This window comes from Streptomyces sp. NPDC006458 (genome assembly GCF_040612135.1).
Taxonomy (GTDB): domain Bacteria; phylum Actinomycetota; class Actinomycetes; order Streptomycetales; family Streptomycetaceae; genus Streptomyces.
This window is the reverse complement of sequence record NZ_JBEXPR010000006.1, coordinates 172,667-185,128: the sequence shown is the minus strand read 5'-3', so window position 1 is coordinate 185,128 and position 12,462 is coordinate 172,667. Positions and strand designations below refer to the sequence as shown.

General features: G+C 74.3%; 13 protein-coding genes and 3 pseudogenes. 8 read left to right on the top strand and 8 right to left on the bottom strand.

Features of this window, described 5'->3' with window-relative positions:
- Positions 1-2: 2 nt before the first annotated feature.
- Positions 3-236 (bottom strand): hypothetical protein, encoded by a 234-nt coding sequence (locus ABZZ79_RS10595; protein ID WP_356688529.1) that lies wholly within the window; start codon positions 234-236, stop codon positions 3-5.
- A gap of 78 nt (positions 237-314) precedes the next feature.
- The gene (locus tag ABZZ79_RS10590; protein ID WP_356688528.1) at positions 315-1,115 is read right to left on the bottom strand and encodes an ROK family protein; all 801 of its coding nucleotides are present in this window, start codon (positions 1,113-1,115) and stop codon (positions 315-317) included.
- Between ABZZ79_RS10590 and ABZZ79_RS10585 the strand changes: the two genes are divergently transcribed.
- From ABZZ79_RS10585 to ABZZ79_RS10575, 3 genes are all read left to right on the top strand, one after another.
- Complete coding sequence (locus ABZZ79_RS10585) at positions 1,103-2,365, top strand: FUSC family protein (RefSeq protein ID WP_356688527.1); 1,263 nt, start codon at positions 1,103-1,105, stop codon at positions 2,363-2,365. The genes ABZZ79_RS10590 and ABZZ79_RS10585 overlap by 13 nt on opposite strands.
- 61 nt (positions 2,366-2,426) lie before the next feature.
- The gene (locus ABZZ79_RS10580; protein WP_356688526.1) at positions 2,427-3,464 is read left to right on the top strand and encodes a hypothetical protein; all 1,038 of its coding nucleotides are present in this window, start codon (positions 2,427-2,429) and stop codon (positions 3,462-3,464) included.
- Between the two features lie 74 nt (positions 3,465-3,538).
- Positions 3,539-4,753 (top strand): lactonase family protein, encoded by a 1,215-nt coding sequence (locus ABZZ79_RS10575; RefSeq protein WP_356688525.1) that lies wholly within the window; start codon positions 3,539-3,541, stop codon positions 4,751-4,753.
- On the opposite strand, the pseudogene ABZZ79_RS10570 reads toward ABZZ79_RS10575, so the two are convergent.
- A pseudogene (locus ABZZ79_RS10570) lies at positions 4,721-4,999 on the bottom strand (DUF2470 domain-containing protein); the annotation flags it as partial. The gene ABZZ79_RS10575 and the pseudogene ABZZ79_RS10570 sit on opposite strands and share 33 nt — an antisense overlap.
- On the opposite strand from ABZZ79_RS10570, the pseudogene ABZZ79_RS10565 reads away from it, so the two are divergent.
- A pseudogene (locus tag ABZZ79_RS10565) lies at positions 4,992-5,585 on the top strand (cytochrome P450); the annotation flags it as partial. The pseudogenes ABZZ79_RS10570 and ABZZ79_RS10565 sit on opposite strands and share 8 nt — an antisense overlap.
- A 129-nt stretch (positions 5,586-5,714) precedes the next feature.
- Positions 5,715-5,915, top strand: coding sequence for a DUF5999 family protein (locus ABZZ79_RS10560; RefSeq protein ID WP_356688524.1), 201 nt, complete (start codon positions 5,715-5,717; stop codon positions 5,913-5,915).
- Between the two features lie 44 nt (positions 5,916-5,959).
- Here ABZZ79_RS10560 and ABZZ79_RS10555 read toward each other — a convergent pair whose 3' ends face one another.
- The 3 genes from ABZZ79_RS10555 to ABZZ79_RS10545 all read right to left on the bottom strand — a co-directional run bounded on the left by ABZZ79_RS10555 (position 5,960) and on the right by ABZZ79_RS10545 (position 9,038).
- On the bottom strand, positions 5,960-6,856 hold the full coding sequence (locus tag ABZZ79_RS10555) for a sigma-70 family RNA polymerase sigma factor (RefSeq protein ID WP_356688523.1): 897 nt from the start codon (positions 6,854-6,856) through the stop codon (positions 5,960-5,962).
- Positions 6,857-6,896: 40 nt separating this feature from the next.
- Positions 6,897-7,637: a PIG-L deacetylase family protein gene (locus ABZZ79_RS10550; protein WP_356688522.1), complete on the bottom strand. Its 741-nt coding sequence runs from the start codon at positions 7,635-7,637 to the stop codon at positions 6,897-6,899.
- Between the two features lie 99 nt (positions 7,638-7,736).
- The gene (locus ABZZ79_RS10545; protein WP_356688521.1) at positions 7,737-9,038 is read right to left on the bottom strand and encodes an alpha/beta fold hydrolase; all 1,302 of its coding nucleotides are present in this window, start codon (positions 9,036-9,038) and stop codon (positions 7,737-7,739) included.
- A gap of 285 nt (positions 9,039-9,323) precedes the next feature.
- Between ABZZ79_RS10545 and ABZZ79_RS10540 the strand changes: the two are divergent.
- A pseudogene (locus tag ABZZ79_RS10540) lies at positions 9,324-9,500 on the top strand (LUD domain-containing protein); the annotation flags it as partial.
- 47 nt (positions 9,501-9,547) lie between these two features.
- On the opposite strand, the gene ABZZ79_RS10535 reads toward ABZZ79_RS10540, so the two are convergent.
- Entirely contained in the window at positions 9,548-9,943 is a 396-nt protein-coding gene (locus ABZZ79_RS10535) for a helix-turn-helix domain-containing protein (protein WP_356688520.1), read from the bottom strand.
- A 131-nt stretch (positions 9,944-10,074) separates the two neighbouring features.
- Here ABZZ79_RS10535 and ABZZ79_RS10530 point away from each other — a divergent pair, with 131 nt between their 5' ends.
- Positions 10,075-10,920, top strand: coding sequence for an NAD(P)H-binding protein (locus tag ABZZ79_RS10530; protein WP_356688519.1), 846 nt, complete (start codon positions 10,075-10,077; stop codon positions 10,918-10,920).
- Positions 10,921-10,974: 54 nt separating this feature from the next.
- Complete coding sequence (locus tag ABZZ79_RS10525; protein ID WP_356688518.1) at positions 10,975-11,652, top strand: VOC family protein; 678 nt, start codon at positions 10,975-10,977, stop codon at positions 11,650-11,652.
- Positions 11,653-11,712: 60 nt separating this feature from the next.
- Here the strand turns inward: ABZZ79_RS10525 and ABZZ79_RS10520 are convergent, their stop codons facing one another.
- Positions 11,713-12,297: a TetR/AcrR family transcriptional regulator gene (locus ABZZ79_RS10520; RefSeq protein ID WP_356688517.1), complete on the bottom strand. Its 585-nt coding sequence runs from the start codon at positions 12,295-12,297 to the stop codon at positions 11,713-11,715.
- Positions 12,298-12,462 lie beyond the last annotated feature (165 nt).

Below are 12,462 nucleotides of genomic sequence, written 5' to 3'. Positions count from 1 at the left end.
CGCTACCCCGACGGTTCGTCGGGGACCGGCTGGTCCGGGTGGGTGCCCGCGCTGCGCGCGCCGTCGCGGCGGCCCGTGCCCGCCTCGTCCGTGTCGGGCACGTCGTCGTGGGAGTCCGGGTCGTCGGGGTCGACGGGCGCGTCCCAGCGGTCCCGGTCCCCGGCCTCCTGGTCGGGCATGTCCCGGGGCGTGGGCGTACCGTCGCCGCCCGGCATCTCTTCCCGGTGGTCGTCCATGACGTGCTCCTTTCGCCCGGCGTTCGGTGCGTTCCCCGCGGGTACCGCGGCGCGTGCCGGGCGAAACGCCGGGCCGGCTCAGTGCAGGGCGCGCTCTTCCAGGGCCGCGCGCCAGGCCGGTGCGGGCTCCTCGGGGGTGGGCTCCCGGCGGCGGCCGCCGCGGGCGAAGAAGTCGGCCAGGGGCAGGATCGCGGCGCCGACGGTGACCGCGTCCGGGCCGAGGCGGCCGAGCTCGACGGTGACCTTCTCGGCCGGGTGGCGCAGGGCGTAGGAGACGGCGTGACGGCGTACCGCGGGCAGGATGTGCGGGCCGAGCTGGAGCCCGGCCCAGCCGCCGATGAGGATGCGCTCGGGCTGGAAGAGGTTGATCAGGTCGGACAGTCCGGCGCCGAGGTACTCGGCGGTCTCCTCCAGCACGGCGAGGGCGACCGGGTCGGGCTCCGCGCCCGCCTGCGGATAGCCGATGGCGAGCATGGCGGTGAGGGCGGTCTCCTCGTCGGTGCCCTCGGGCGGCTGCCCGCCCGCCTCGCGCCAGCGTTCGAGGAGGGACTCGGCGCCGGCGTAGGCCTCCAGGCAGCCGAGTGCTCCGCAGCGGCAGCGGCGGCCCCGGACCCGTACGGTCAGGTGCCCCCATTCGACGGCCCGGCCGTGTTCCACCTCGGGGGTGACGATGCAGGCGCCGACGCCGGAGCCGAAGAGGACCACGACGGCGTTGCGGGCGCCACGGCCGCCGCCGAACCACATCTCGGCCTGGCCGAGCGTGCGGGCGCCGTCGCCCGTACCACGGGGAACCTCGCCGCGTTCGTGGACAAGCTGTACACCTGAGAGGCGTTCGGTACGTCGCCCGACGGGGAACAGCCACAAGGATGCGCGTGGCACGTGAGTGGCCCGCGCCCCTCGTGCGCATGGCGAGGCGGTGCAGGCAACCCCTGGTCGTACAGGCGCTGCGGTCGACCGCCGCGGCGACGATCGCGTACGTCCTCGCCCTGCACCTGAGCCCCGAGGACGCGCCCCCGCTCACCGCGCCCCTCACCGCGCTCCTGGTCGTCCAGGTCACGCTCTACGCCACCCTCACCAACGGCATCCGCCGGGTGAACTCCGTGGTCGCGGGCGTGCTGGTGGCCATCGCGTTCAGCCTGCTGGTGGGGCTGACCTGGTGGAGTCTGGCGCTGCTGATCGTGGCCTCGCTGGCCGTCGGGCATCTGGTCCGGGTCGACGAGTACGTCCCGGAGGTGGCGATCAGCGCCATGCTGGTGCTGGGCGTCACCGCGGTCGGGGACACGGCGTGGGCGCGGGTGCTGGAGACGCTGATCGGCGCGGTGGTGGGGCTCGCGATCAATGTGCTGCTGCCGCCGCCCGTGTGGGTGGGCGAGGCGGGCCAGTCCCTGGAGGGCCTGGCCCGCCGCCTGCGCCAGCTGCTGCTGCGCATCGGCGAGGAGGCCGCGGGCCGCACCCCGCACGCCCGCGCGGCGGCCCGGCTGCACGAGGCGCGGCGGCTGGACCACGACATCGTCGGGGTGGACGCGGACCTGCGGCAGGCCGAGGACAGTCTGCGGCTCAACCCGCGCGTGCGCGAGGGACTGCTGTACCGGATCGTGCTGCGCACCGGGCTGGACACGCTGGAGATCTGCGCGGTCGTGCTGAGGGTGCTGGCCCGCACGTTCACCGACCTCGCCAAGGCGCGGGAGCCGGAGCCGCTGTTCCCGAAGGAGACGGGCGCCGTCCTGGAGCAGTTGCTGTCCGAGATCGCCGACGCGGTGGTCAGCTTCGCCGTGCTGGTCACCACCCATGTGAGCGTGAGCGCCGAGTCCGCCGAGGCCCGGCTCACCACCGAACTGCGGCAGGCGGGCGCCACCCGCGACAAGCTGGCGGCGCTGCTGCTGGACGACGTGCGCGAGGACGCCGAGCAGTGGCAGCTGCGCGGGGCCGTGCTCACCGAGGTCAACCGCCTCCTCGACGAGATGGACACCGAGCACCGCTCCCGCCGGCTGCTGGAGGAACTCGACCGCTGTGCCACCGAGCAGCGGGAGCGGCTGGCCTGGCTGCGCGAGCGCCGGCGCCTGCTGCGGCGGAAGTGGCTGGGCGGGCTGCGGCGGAACCGGGCGGCGGCCGGCAGGCGTTCTTCCTGAGGAACGTGCCCGGCCGCCCGCGCTCGGACGGACCGGGGTTCCGGCACAGGAGGGGGCGTACATGAGCGTGCGGATCGACGGGAACACACTGCGGCTGCCGGGCGGGGTCGCGGTGCGGTTCATCCGTACCCTGCGGCTGCCCGAGAAGGGCACGCATCCGCTGCCTCCGGGGCTCGGCGAGTTCCCGCTGCGCCGCGTCACCGACTATCCCGGCACCGCGCCCGCCGAGTGGCTCGCGCGCGGCGGGGTGATGCTGCCGGTGTATCTGCGCGAGGCGATGTGGCTGAGCTTCGCCGGGACCACCGAGCCGGCCGCGCTCCAGGTCGGGGTGGGCAAGGTGTGCGCGGTGTCCGGCAAGCCGTGGAGCGACCGGCTGCGCCGGGACCCGCAGAACTACCTCGTGCTGCCGCGTCAGCCCTGGCTGGACGGCATCAACTCCGGCAAGGGCACGGTCCGCCAGTTCGTGGCCGTACCACTGGGGCTGGGGGCGACCGTGGAGGGCCAGGTCACCGGTGAGGAGTCGTGGGGCGGGGTGCAGCTGCGGTCGTTCCCGCTGACCGACGCGGCGGCGGCCGCGTGGCGGGAGGAGGAGCTGCGCTGTGCGGAGCGGGCCCCGGTCCCGCCGCCGATGTACGGCGCGGCAGCCTTCGGCGCGCCGCCCGCCCCGGGCGCGGTACCGGCCCCCGCGGCGGCCCCGGCGGGCCGGCCGCGCCGCGCGGCGGCGATGGGCCTTGGCGTGGGCGGTTCGATGCGGCAGGAGGTCTACCAGGACGGCCGTCCGGCGACGGACTGGTCCACCGAGGCCTCGGGCCGGGTCTTCGTGCATCTGCTCACGCCTCCGGAGTGGCGCCGCGTCACCGGCGAGCAAGCGCCGCCCTCCCCCGTGGACCGGGCCGCCTACACGCGCGCGGGGCTGCCCTGGTTCGACTACTACGACGACGAGGCCGACGACCTCGCCCCGACCGACACCCTCGCGGCCGTCAAGCCGGTCGGCGACTGGCTGGGCGAGGACCACGAGCCCTGGCAGCCGCCCGCCCCGCACCAGGTGAAGCCGCTGGGCGACGCTCCCGGCCAGCAGGTGCAGGACGGCGACTGGTGACGGACCCGGTTTTGCCCCGGAGCGTGTGGCACGCCAGGGTGGCTGTCAGGTTCTGAGGCGGGCGAGGTGCGGGCATGGACAGTGGCAGGGCCGGGGGCGGCTGGAGCCGGCGGCGTTTCGTGGCGACCGCGGCGGCGGCCCTGCCGCTGGCCGCGTGCGGCACCGGGTCGCCGCCGTCGGACGCACCGTCAGCGAGCACGCCACGGGTCTCCTCGCCCCGGGGCCGTACGTCCGCGCCCCGTCCGTCGGCCGAGGGGACCGGCCCCCGCCCGCTCTGCCTCGGCACGTACACCTCGGCCGAGGGCGGCGGCCGGGGCATCGGCCTGGCCGCCTACGACCCGGACACCGGCCGGGTCGGCCCGGTCGGTCTGCTCGCGGAGGTCGCCGACCCGTCGTATCTCGCCGTGCATCCCGACGGGCGGACGCTGTACGCGGTGAGCGAGCGCGAGGAGGGCGCCGTGACGGCCGTACGGCTCGCCGACCGCAGGGTGCTGGGCAGTCGCGGCACGGGCGGGGCGGGGCCGTGCCAGGTGTCGGTGCATCCGGGCGGGCGCTGGCTGCTGAGCGCGAACTACGCGTCGGGCAGCGTGGCCGTGCACCCGATCGACGCCTCGGGCGCGCTCGGTGAGCGCACGGACGTGGTCACCCACTCCGGTCCGCCGCCCGGCCCCGGCCAGGACGGACCGCACGCGCATCAGTTCGTCGCCGGGCCCGACCCGTCGACGGTGCTGGCCGTGGACCTCGGCACGGACACGGTCTACAGCTACCGCCTCGATCCTGGCCGGGGCACGCTGGAGGAGTCCGGCCGGGCGCGCACCCGGCCGGGAGCGGGCCCACGCCATCTGACCTTCCATCCCGGCGGCGCGTACGCCTACTTGGCGAACGAGGCCGACAACACCGTGGCCGTGTGCGCCTACGACCGGAAGGACGGCAGGCTGACGGTGGGCGATCCGCAGCCCACGGGGACGGGGCCGGGCACGAGCTATCCGGCGCAGTTCGTGGTCACGGCGGACGGCGCCTTCGCCTATCTCGCCAACCGGGGCCACAACAGCGTGACCCGCTACGCCGTGGAGGAGGCGGGGGCTCGGCTCAGACTGCTGGACACGGTGCCGGTGGGCGGGGACTTCCCGCGGCACCTCGCCCTGTCGCCGGACGGGCGGCTGCTGTTCACGGCGAACCAGCGGTCGTCCACGGTGAGCGTGTTCCACGTGGACGCGGCGAGCGGTGGACTGCGGCTCGCGGGACGGCCGTTCGCGTCACCGGTCGCGGTCTGCGCGCTGCCGTTGTAGCGCGCGGGGGCAGGCGGCGGCAGCGGCCTGCCCGAGCAGTACATGGACCCGCTCGGTGAGCTGCGCGACGGTGTCGGCGGGGGCGTGGAAGGACAGGCGTACGTCGCCGTGGGCGCGGGCGCGTTCGATGCGCAGGGTGAGGCCGTGCCGGTCGACCGCGAGGGGGCGGACCCGGACGGCGCCGTGGAGGCTGTCGGGTTCCACGAGCCGGGTGAGCCGTTCGACGGCGTCGGGGTGGGCGTTCGCCCTGCACCACCTGGCCCAGCACCCCGAGGCCGCCGCCCGCGCCCGCGCCGAGGTCGACCGGGTGTGGGGCGACGCGGACACCCCGGGATATGAGCAAGTGGCCAAACTCCGGTACGTGCGGCGGGTGCTGGACGAGTCACTGCGGCTGTGGCCGACGGCTCCCGCGTTCGCCCGTGAGGCCCGCGAGGACACGGTGCTCGGCGGGACGCATCCGATGCGGCGGGGCGCCTGGGCGCTGATCCTGATCGCCTCCCTGCACCGCGACCCCGAGGTGTGGGGGCCGCGACCCGAGCGGTTCGACCCGGACCGCTTCGACGCGGCCGCCGTACGGTCCCGGCCGCCGCACGCCTTCAAGCCGTTCGGCACCGGCGCGCGGGCCTGCATCGGACGGCAGTTCGCGCTGCACGAGGCCACCCTGGTGCTCGGACTGCTGCTGCGCCGCTACGAGTTGGAGCCCGACCCGGCGTACCGGCTGCGGGTGGCCGAGCGGCTCACCCTGATGCCGGAGGGGCTGCGGATGCGTCTGCGGCGGCGCGGTGCTCCGGCGGCCGGCCGCGCCCCCGCCGGAGCACGAACTCACCGCTGAGTTTCCGGCCTTGTGGGGGTCTCCTCATCCGGGCGAAAACAACGTCGGCTACCACTGGGGACAGGGCCTGCCGGACAGGCCCTGCCGGCCGAGCCGAGGCGGGAACCCCACGGATCGAGGAGAGACGCCATGTGCAGCCACCAGCCGCAGTGCCCCACCGCCGACAGCCCGCGTCATCAGAGCGCGGCCGTCGTCACGGCCCGCCCCGAACAGGGCTGGAGCCTGCTGTGCAACGGGACGATCGTCTTCGACGACACCGGTGAACTCCTGCCGGACGGACGGGTGGTGGACCCGCACCGCGCTCCCGGGGCGATGGCCGCGGCCGTCTGACGGTCCTCGGCCCGCCCCGGGCTTCCGTCTTGCGACGGGGCGGGTCAGTCCTCCCCGATCGCGGCCAGGTCCAGCCGGGCGAGCCGCTCGGGGTCGGCCAGGATGTACATGCCGGTGATCCGGCCCCCGGTGACCGTGACCCCCATGACCGACTGCACGCGCCCGTCGACCAGGTTCGCCACCCCGATCCCGTCGTTGACCAGCACGAGCCGGCCGTGGGGGACGAACCGCCGGAAGGTCATGGCCTGTTCGGCGACCCGGCGGGCACCGCGGACAACCTTGGACGCGGCCGCCCCGCCGAGCAGCGGGCCGGAGTCCGCGCGCAGCACTACGTCCGGGTCCAGCACGGCGACCAGTGCCTCGATGTCGCCGCCGCGGGCGGCCGCGAGGAAGGCGTCCAGGACCTTGCGCTGGCGCCCCAGGTCGGCGTCGGCGGACGGGGTGGCACCGCGCACCCGTCGCCGGGCCCGGCTGGCGAGCTGCCGGGTGGCGTCCGTGCTGCGCTCCACGACGGGCGCGATCTCGTCGAACGGCACGGTGAACAGGTCGTGCAGCACGAACGCCAGGCGCTCGGCGGGCTCCAGGGTCTCCAGCACCACCAGCAGGGCGAGCCCGACCGCGTCCGCCTGGAGCACCTCCTGCTCCGGGTCGATCTCCGACAGCGGGCGCACCACGGGGTCGGGCACGAACGCCTCGTCCATGGACTGCTCGCGCCGCGCGGTGCGCGAGCGCAGCAGGTTGAGGCAGACCCGGCTGATCGCCGTGGTGAGCCAGCCGCCGAGGTTGCGCACCTCGCTGACGTCGGCCCCGCTGTACTTCAGCCAGGTCTCCTGCACGGCGTCGTCGGCCTCGGCGAGCGAGCCGAGCATGCGGTAGGCCACCGCCCGCAGATGACCGCGGTGTTCCTCGAACACCTGAGCAAGAACGTCCTTGTCGTGCACGCCCGTTCCCCCGTTCGTGATCATGACTGTGCGGCGATTATCACCGGCCGAAGACCTCGAAGGCCACCGCGGGCCGCCCGCCGAACCGCTCGGCGACGGCCTGGGTGTTGCCGGTGAGGAAGCCCCGCACATAGGTTTCCGGGTCCTCGTCCGTCAGCGCGTCGATATAGCTGCGATGGGCCAGCAGTGAGCGCACCGCGTGTTCCAGGCCCTCGGCGGTGGCCTCCACGGCGTGGGTGGGCGTGCTGGAGCCGGCGACGGCCACCCGGCGGACGCCGTTCCAGGGCTGGAGGCCCTCGGCGATCAGCTCGGGGAAGATCCAGCGGTTGCCCGCGTCGGCCGCGGCGTCCAGCACGGCCCGGCCGACGGCCACGTGGTCGGGCGTGTTCCAGGCGACGCCGCCCCAGGTGTCCCGGTGGTTGAGGGTGATCACCAGCTCCGGCCGATGACGGCGGATCGCCGCGGCGATGTCCCGGCGCAGGGCCGTGCCGTACTCGATCACGCCGTCCCTGTGGCCGAGGAACTCGACCGTCGACACGCCGACCGCCTCGGCGCCGGCCCGCTGCTCCTGTTCGCGCAGCGGGCCGCACTTCTCCGGCTCCAAGGTGTCGATGCCGGCCTCGCCGCGCGTGGCGAGGACGTAGGCGACCTCGCGTCCGGCGGCGGTCCACCGGGCGATGGCGGCCGAGCACCCGTACTCGAGGTCGTCGGGGTGGGCCACGACTGCCAGGGCGCGCTTGAAGTCCTCGGGCAGGGGCCGCAGCTGAGCGATCTCCGTCATGTCCCGCAGCGTAGCCCCGGGGGGCGAACTGCCACCTTTTGTCCGACGGTTCGTGGCGGTGTGCCGCGAGGTTCCCTCCGACCGTGCGGGTCTACGAGGTCACGCCTCGTCCCGTACCAGCGACAGCAGCCGGTCCAGGACACGCGGGCCGCCCGCCCGCACCCCGTCGTGCTCGAACTCGTCCGTGACCCAGGTCCGCAGGCCCCTGATCGCACGAGCCGTCTCCAGGGAGTGGGCCGTGTCGACGTACATGTCGTCGTGGTAGACCGCGGCGGCGACGGGCACCTCGTTGGCGGCCAGCCGGGCCGGGTCGTACAGCGGTTTCCAGTCGGTTCGCGCGGCGAGGAGGCCGGCCGTCTCGCGCAGGGGGCGCAGGGCGGGGTCGCAGTCGAACATCCAGGGATGGACGGTCTCGCCGGTGAAGAGCAGGGGGCCGTCGCCGGTGAGGGTCTTGGCGGCGTCGAACTGGGGGAACTCGGCCCGCACCCGTTCGGCCGACCAGGCGGTGGGGCGGGTGTCCTGGCCGTAGATGGCCTCGTGGACGAGCGCGTACAGCGGGTGGCCGGCGTACGACAGCAGGCCCTGGACCTCTTCCTGGAAGGCGTCGGAGAGGGCCGGGCCGTGCGCGGTGGGCACGAAGGCGTGTTCCAGGAGGAAGTGCAGACGGTGACTGCCGTCGCCGCCGCCGAGCAGGATGCCGAGGGACTGGAACGCCTCGGCGGTGAACCGGTAGCCGTTCGGCAGGCGCACCTCGTGCTGGAGGAGGTGGTCGGCGATGCGGCGGGCGCGCTCGACGTCCTGGGGGTAGCGGTCGTAGTGCGCGGCGACCTTGCGCTCGATGCGCGGGTAGGCGGCGCGGTAGACGTCGTCGGCGTGGGCGTGCAGGGCGGGCAGGCCGCCGGTGACCAGGGCGGCCGTCAGTCCCTCGGGGGCGGTCGACAGGTAGTTCACCGTGCAGAAGCCGCCGAAGCTCTGGCCGAGGACGGTCCACGGGGCGCCGCCGGTCACCCGAGGACGGATGGCCTCGCAGTCGCGGACGATCGAGTCGGCGCGGAAGTGGGTGAGGTAGGCGGCCTGCTCGGCGGGGCCGCCGCGCAGCGGGAGCGTCTGTCGGTTGGCGGGCGTGGAGTGGCCGGTGCCGCGCTGGTCCAGCAGCAGGACGCGGTACTCCTTCAGGGCCCGGCCGAGCCAGGCCGGCCTGCCGATGAAACGGTTCGCGCCGAAGCCGGGGCCGCCCTGGAGGTAGACCAGCCACGGCAGGTCCTGCCGCGCCTTGTCGCTCGCCACGACCTCACGGGCGTACAGCTCGATCGTCTCCCCCGCCGGGTCGGCGTGGTCGAGCGGCACGGTGAAGCGGCGGTCGGTGAGGACGACGCCGGGCTGGCGGTAGCTGACGGTCAACGGTGCTCCCGGTGCGGTCGGAGTACTGGTCGCGTCCCCGGGGGCGGTACCGGGAACGCGTCCCAGTTCAGCACATGGGAACGCGGTTGCCGACCCCCGGGGATCATGAAGCTTTACTGAACCGTCGCTCAGCGGGCCGACAGACTGGAGCGGCGCACCACGAGTTCCGGCCGGAGCTCGACCCCGCCGGTGTCCGTGCGGCCTGCCGCCGCTGTCCGGCTCCGGCTCGGTCTCCTCCAGCAGCAGTTCGACGGCCAGGGCGCCCATGCACCCGCTCAGTGTCGCGTCGTCCGGGTGCCCGAGAAGGTCGTCGCGTGCGTACCGCAGGCGCTGGAACGGCTCGATCCCGTACGGCCGTCGAGCTGGATCTCCGGGCCGTCCGCGACGAGTGACATCGAACTGGACCGGGTGGAGGGGGTGCACGGCCCGCGAACCCTGGAGGTCGTGCTGGTCGGCGGCTAGTGACCCGGCAGGCAACGTCCGCCCCGTCGCGGACCACGCCTGCCTGGTCACCGGCCGGCGTCGTCGTACGCCTGGCGGGCCCGCTCGACCCTCGGCAGGTTCTCCGTGGTCCAGTCCGCGAGGTGCGCGAACAGCGGGGCGAGGCTGCGGCCGAGTCCGCTGATCTCGTACTCGACGCGGGGCGGGACCTCCGGGTGGTAGGTGCGTACGACCAGTCCGTCGCGCTCCAGCTGACGCAGCCGCTGGGTGAGCACCTTCGGGGTGATGCCGGCGATCCGGCGTTCGATCTGGACGAAGCGCTGGACGCCGTAGGTGTGCAGCACCCACAGGATCGGGGTGGTCCAGCGGCTGAAGACGATGTCCACGACCGGGGCGATCGGGCAGGCGAGCTGCGGATCGGCGCCGGCGGGCGCGATCGGCATCGGGTCGGCGGCCATGCGCATCCCTTCGAGATAGTCACTTTCCTCTAGGTACCTACTATATCGGCGCTGTTAGCGTCGTCCCCGGCGCCACGGGGAGCGGTTCTCATCCGGTGGGTGGCCATCAATCACCTTTGACAGCACGGGAGTTGGACATGATCGTGGTGACGGGAGCGACCGGGAACGTGGGACGGCCGCTGGTGCGTGCGCTGGTGGCGGCCGGGGAGCGGGTGACCGCGACCTCGCGCGGGGTCGCTCAGGGCGATGTGCCGGCCGGTGTCCTGGCGCGGCCCGCGGATCTGACGGACGTGGCCGGGCTGCGCCCGGTGTTCGACGGCGCGGACGCGCTGTTCCTCCAGAACGGCGGACCGAGCGCCCATCTGCTGCCCACGGCGGCGGTGTTGGAGGCCGCCGCGGCCGGTGGCGTCAAGCGGGTGGTGCTGCTGTCCTCGCAGGGTGTGGTGACACGGCCGGACTCGGCGTCGCACGGACGGGTGGCGCACGCGATCGAGGAGGCCGTGCGGGCGTCCGGGCTGGAGTGGACGATCCTGCGGCCGGGTGGCTTCGCGTCCAACACCTTCGCCTGGGCGGAGTCGGTGCGCGCCTCGCGGACGGTCGCCGCGCCCTTCGGTGACAAGGCCCTGCCCGTGGTCGACCCGGACGACATCGCGGAAGTGGCCGCGTTGGCGCTCCGCTCGGGCGAACACGGCGGTCAGGTCTACGAGTTGACCGGCCCGGCCCTGGTCACGCCCCGGCAGCAGGCCGCGGCGATCGGTGCCGCCCTGGGGGAGCCGGTGCGGTTCGTGGAGCAGTCGCGCGCGCAGGCGCTGTCCCTGATGACACGGTTCATGCCGGAGCTGGTCGCCGAGACGACGCTGTCGATCCTGGCCGAGCCGAACGAGGCGGAGCGGCGGGTCGGCCCCGATGTGGAGCGGGTGCTGGGCCGGCCCGCGGGGTCGTACGAGGAGTGGGCGCGGCGGAACGCGCCGGCGTTCCGGTGAGGGTTCTCGGAGTTGCGCCGGGCCGTGGCCGGGGCGCACTGGGAGCATGGCCTCATGGAGACTCTCAGCAATCGCGACATCGTCAAGGCGATCGACACCGGCCTCGGTGACTGGCGGAAGCTGGCCCAGCCGATGGCCGCGCGCTTCCGGCCCGTCGACCGGGTGGCGGGGGCCGTCTTCGTGGCCGCCGTGGCGAAGGCGGCGGGGGACGCCGGGCTGGAGCCGGAGATCCGCTGGGGGCGCGGCGGCGTCGACGTGAGGCTCTGCACGGTCGACGACGCCACCGGCAGACGCGGCGTCACCGCGGCGGACCTGGAGCTGGCGGGCGCGATCAGCGATCTGGCCCGGGAGCACGGGCTCACCGCCGCACCCGGCGAGGTCACCCAGGTCGAACTCGCGCTCGACACAGCCGACCACTCGGCGCTGACACCGTTCTGGTCGGCGCTGCTCACCGGGGACGCCGGCAACGCGCGGGGCGACGAGGTTCTCGACCCCACCGACCGGGTGCCCGTGATGTGGTTCCAGTCCACCGACCCGCACGAGACGCCCCGCCAGCGCTGGCACCTCGACGTGTGGCTCGCGCCCGAGGTGGCCGACGCGCGCATCGAGGCGGCCGTCGCGGCGGGCGGCACCGTCGTGAACGCCGCCAAGGCCCCCTCGTACACGGTCCTGGCCGACCCGGACGGCAACCGGGTCTGCGTCTGCACGGCCCTCGACCGCGACGGGGCGTGAGCCGGGGGCCACCGCTCGGGACTGGAGGACGTGCCCTCCCTCACGGCGGCCCGATCCGGGCTACAGTCCCTGGCCGGCCCCGACCCCGGCCGCGTCCAGCAGGGCGGCGGCCGTCACGGCGGCCAGGCCGTCCTGAAGGTTCTCCACGCCCGCTCCGGCGCGGGCGCTCGCGCCGTCGAAGACCAGGACGAGCTGGCGGGCGAGCAGGTTCGCGTCGCGGGCTCCGCCGCGCTCGGCCTCGGCGCGGAAGGCGGCGAGCAGCCGTTCCTTCGCCGCGCCGGCCACCTGACTCGCCGGATGGGCGGGATCCTTCAGCTCGACCAGGGCGGCGAGGTAGGGGCAGCCGTGGTAGCCGGGTTCGGCGGAGGCCTTCGCCAGTTGCCCGAAGACGTACAGGATGCGCTCGCGCGGTGTGCCGGCCTCCTCCGCGGGGGGCCGCAACCGCTGCTCGTAGCCGGGCAGACGCCGCTCCAGGCTCGCGGCGAGGACCTCGCCCTTGCCGCCGAAGAGCTGGTACATCGACCGCTTGGAGACTCCGGCCTCCTTGCACAGCGCGTCGACGCCGACGGAGACGCCGTCACGGTAGGAGAGCGCACCCGCGGCGTCCAGCAGCCGGTCCCGGGGAGAGGCCTTGTCCGTGGTCATACGGCGAGGCTACCGCGCGGCCGGACGGTACGGAAACCGATCGGTGTACGCGGGGTGCCGCATCCCTCGCACGGCCGGGCGCCAGGGAACCTGGTGACACGAGCACTGAACAAGCGCTTAGATAGAAGTTCAGAACCCCGTACGCCCATGACCGCCGGAGGCCCG

Bases quoted from the DNA above. Each gene is read 5' to 3' on its own strand.
- ABZZ79_RS10595 (WP_356688529.1), bottom strand. From the start codon at position 236: ATGGACGACCACCGGGAAGAGATGCCGGGCGGCGACGGTACGCCCACG.
- ABZZ79_RS10585 (WP_356688527.1), top strand. From the start codon at position 1,103: ATGCGCGTGGCACGTGAGTGGCCCGCGCCCCTCGTGCGCATGGCGAGG.
- ABZZ79_RS10580 (WP_356688526.1), top strand. From the start codon at position 2,427: ATGAGCGTGCGGATCGACGGGAACACACTGCGGCTGCCGGGCGGGGTC.
- ABZZ79_RS10575 (WP_356688525.1), top strand. From the start codon at position 3,539: ATGGACAGTGGCAGGGCCGGGGGCGGCTGGAGCCGGCGGCGTTTCGTG.
- ABZZ79_RS10560 (WP_356688524.1), top strand. From the start codon at position 5,715: ATGTGCAGCCACCAGCCGCAGTGCCCCACCGCCGACAGCCCGCGTCAT.
- ABZZ79_RS10550 (WP_356688522.1), bottom strand. From the start codon at position 7,637: ATGACGGAGATCGCTCAGCTGCGGCCCCTGCCCGAGGACTTCAAGCGC.
- ABZZ79_RS10535 (WP_356688520.1), bottom strand. From the start codon at position 9,943: ATGCGCATGGCCGCCGACCCGATGCCGATCGCGCCCGCCGGCGCCGAT.
- ABZZ79_RS10530 (WP_356688519.1), top strand. From the start codon at position 10,075: ATGATCGTGGTGACGGGAGCGACCGGGAACGTGGGACGGCCGCTGGTG.
- ABZZ79_RS10525 (WP_356688518.1), top strand. From the start codon at position 10,975: ATGGAGACTCTCAGCAATCGCGACATCGTCAAGGCGATCGACACCGGC.
- ABZZ79_RS10520 (WP_356688517.1), bottom strand. From the start codon at position 12,297: ATGACCACGGACAAGGCCTCTCCCCGGGACCGGCTGCTGGACGCCGCG.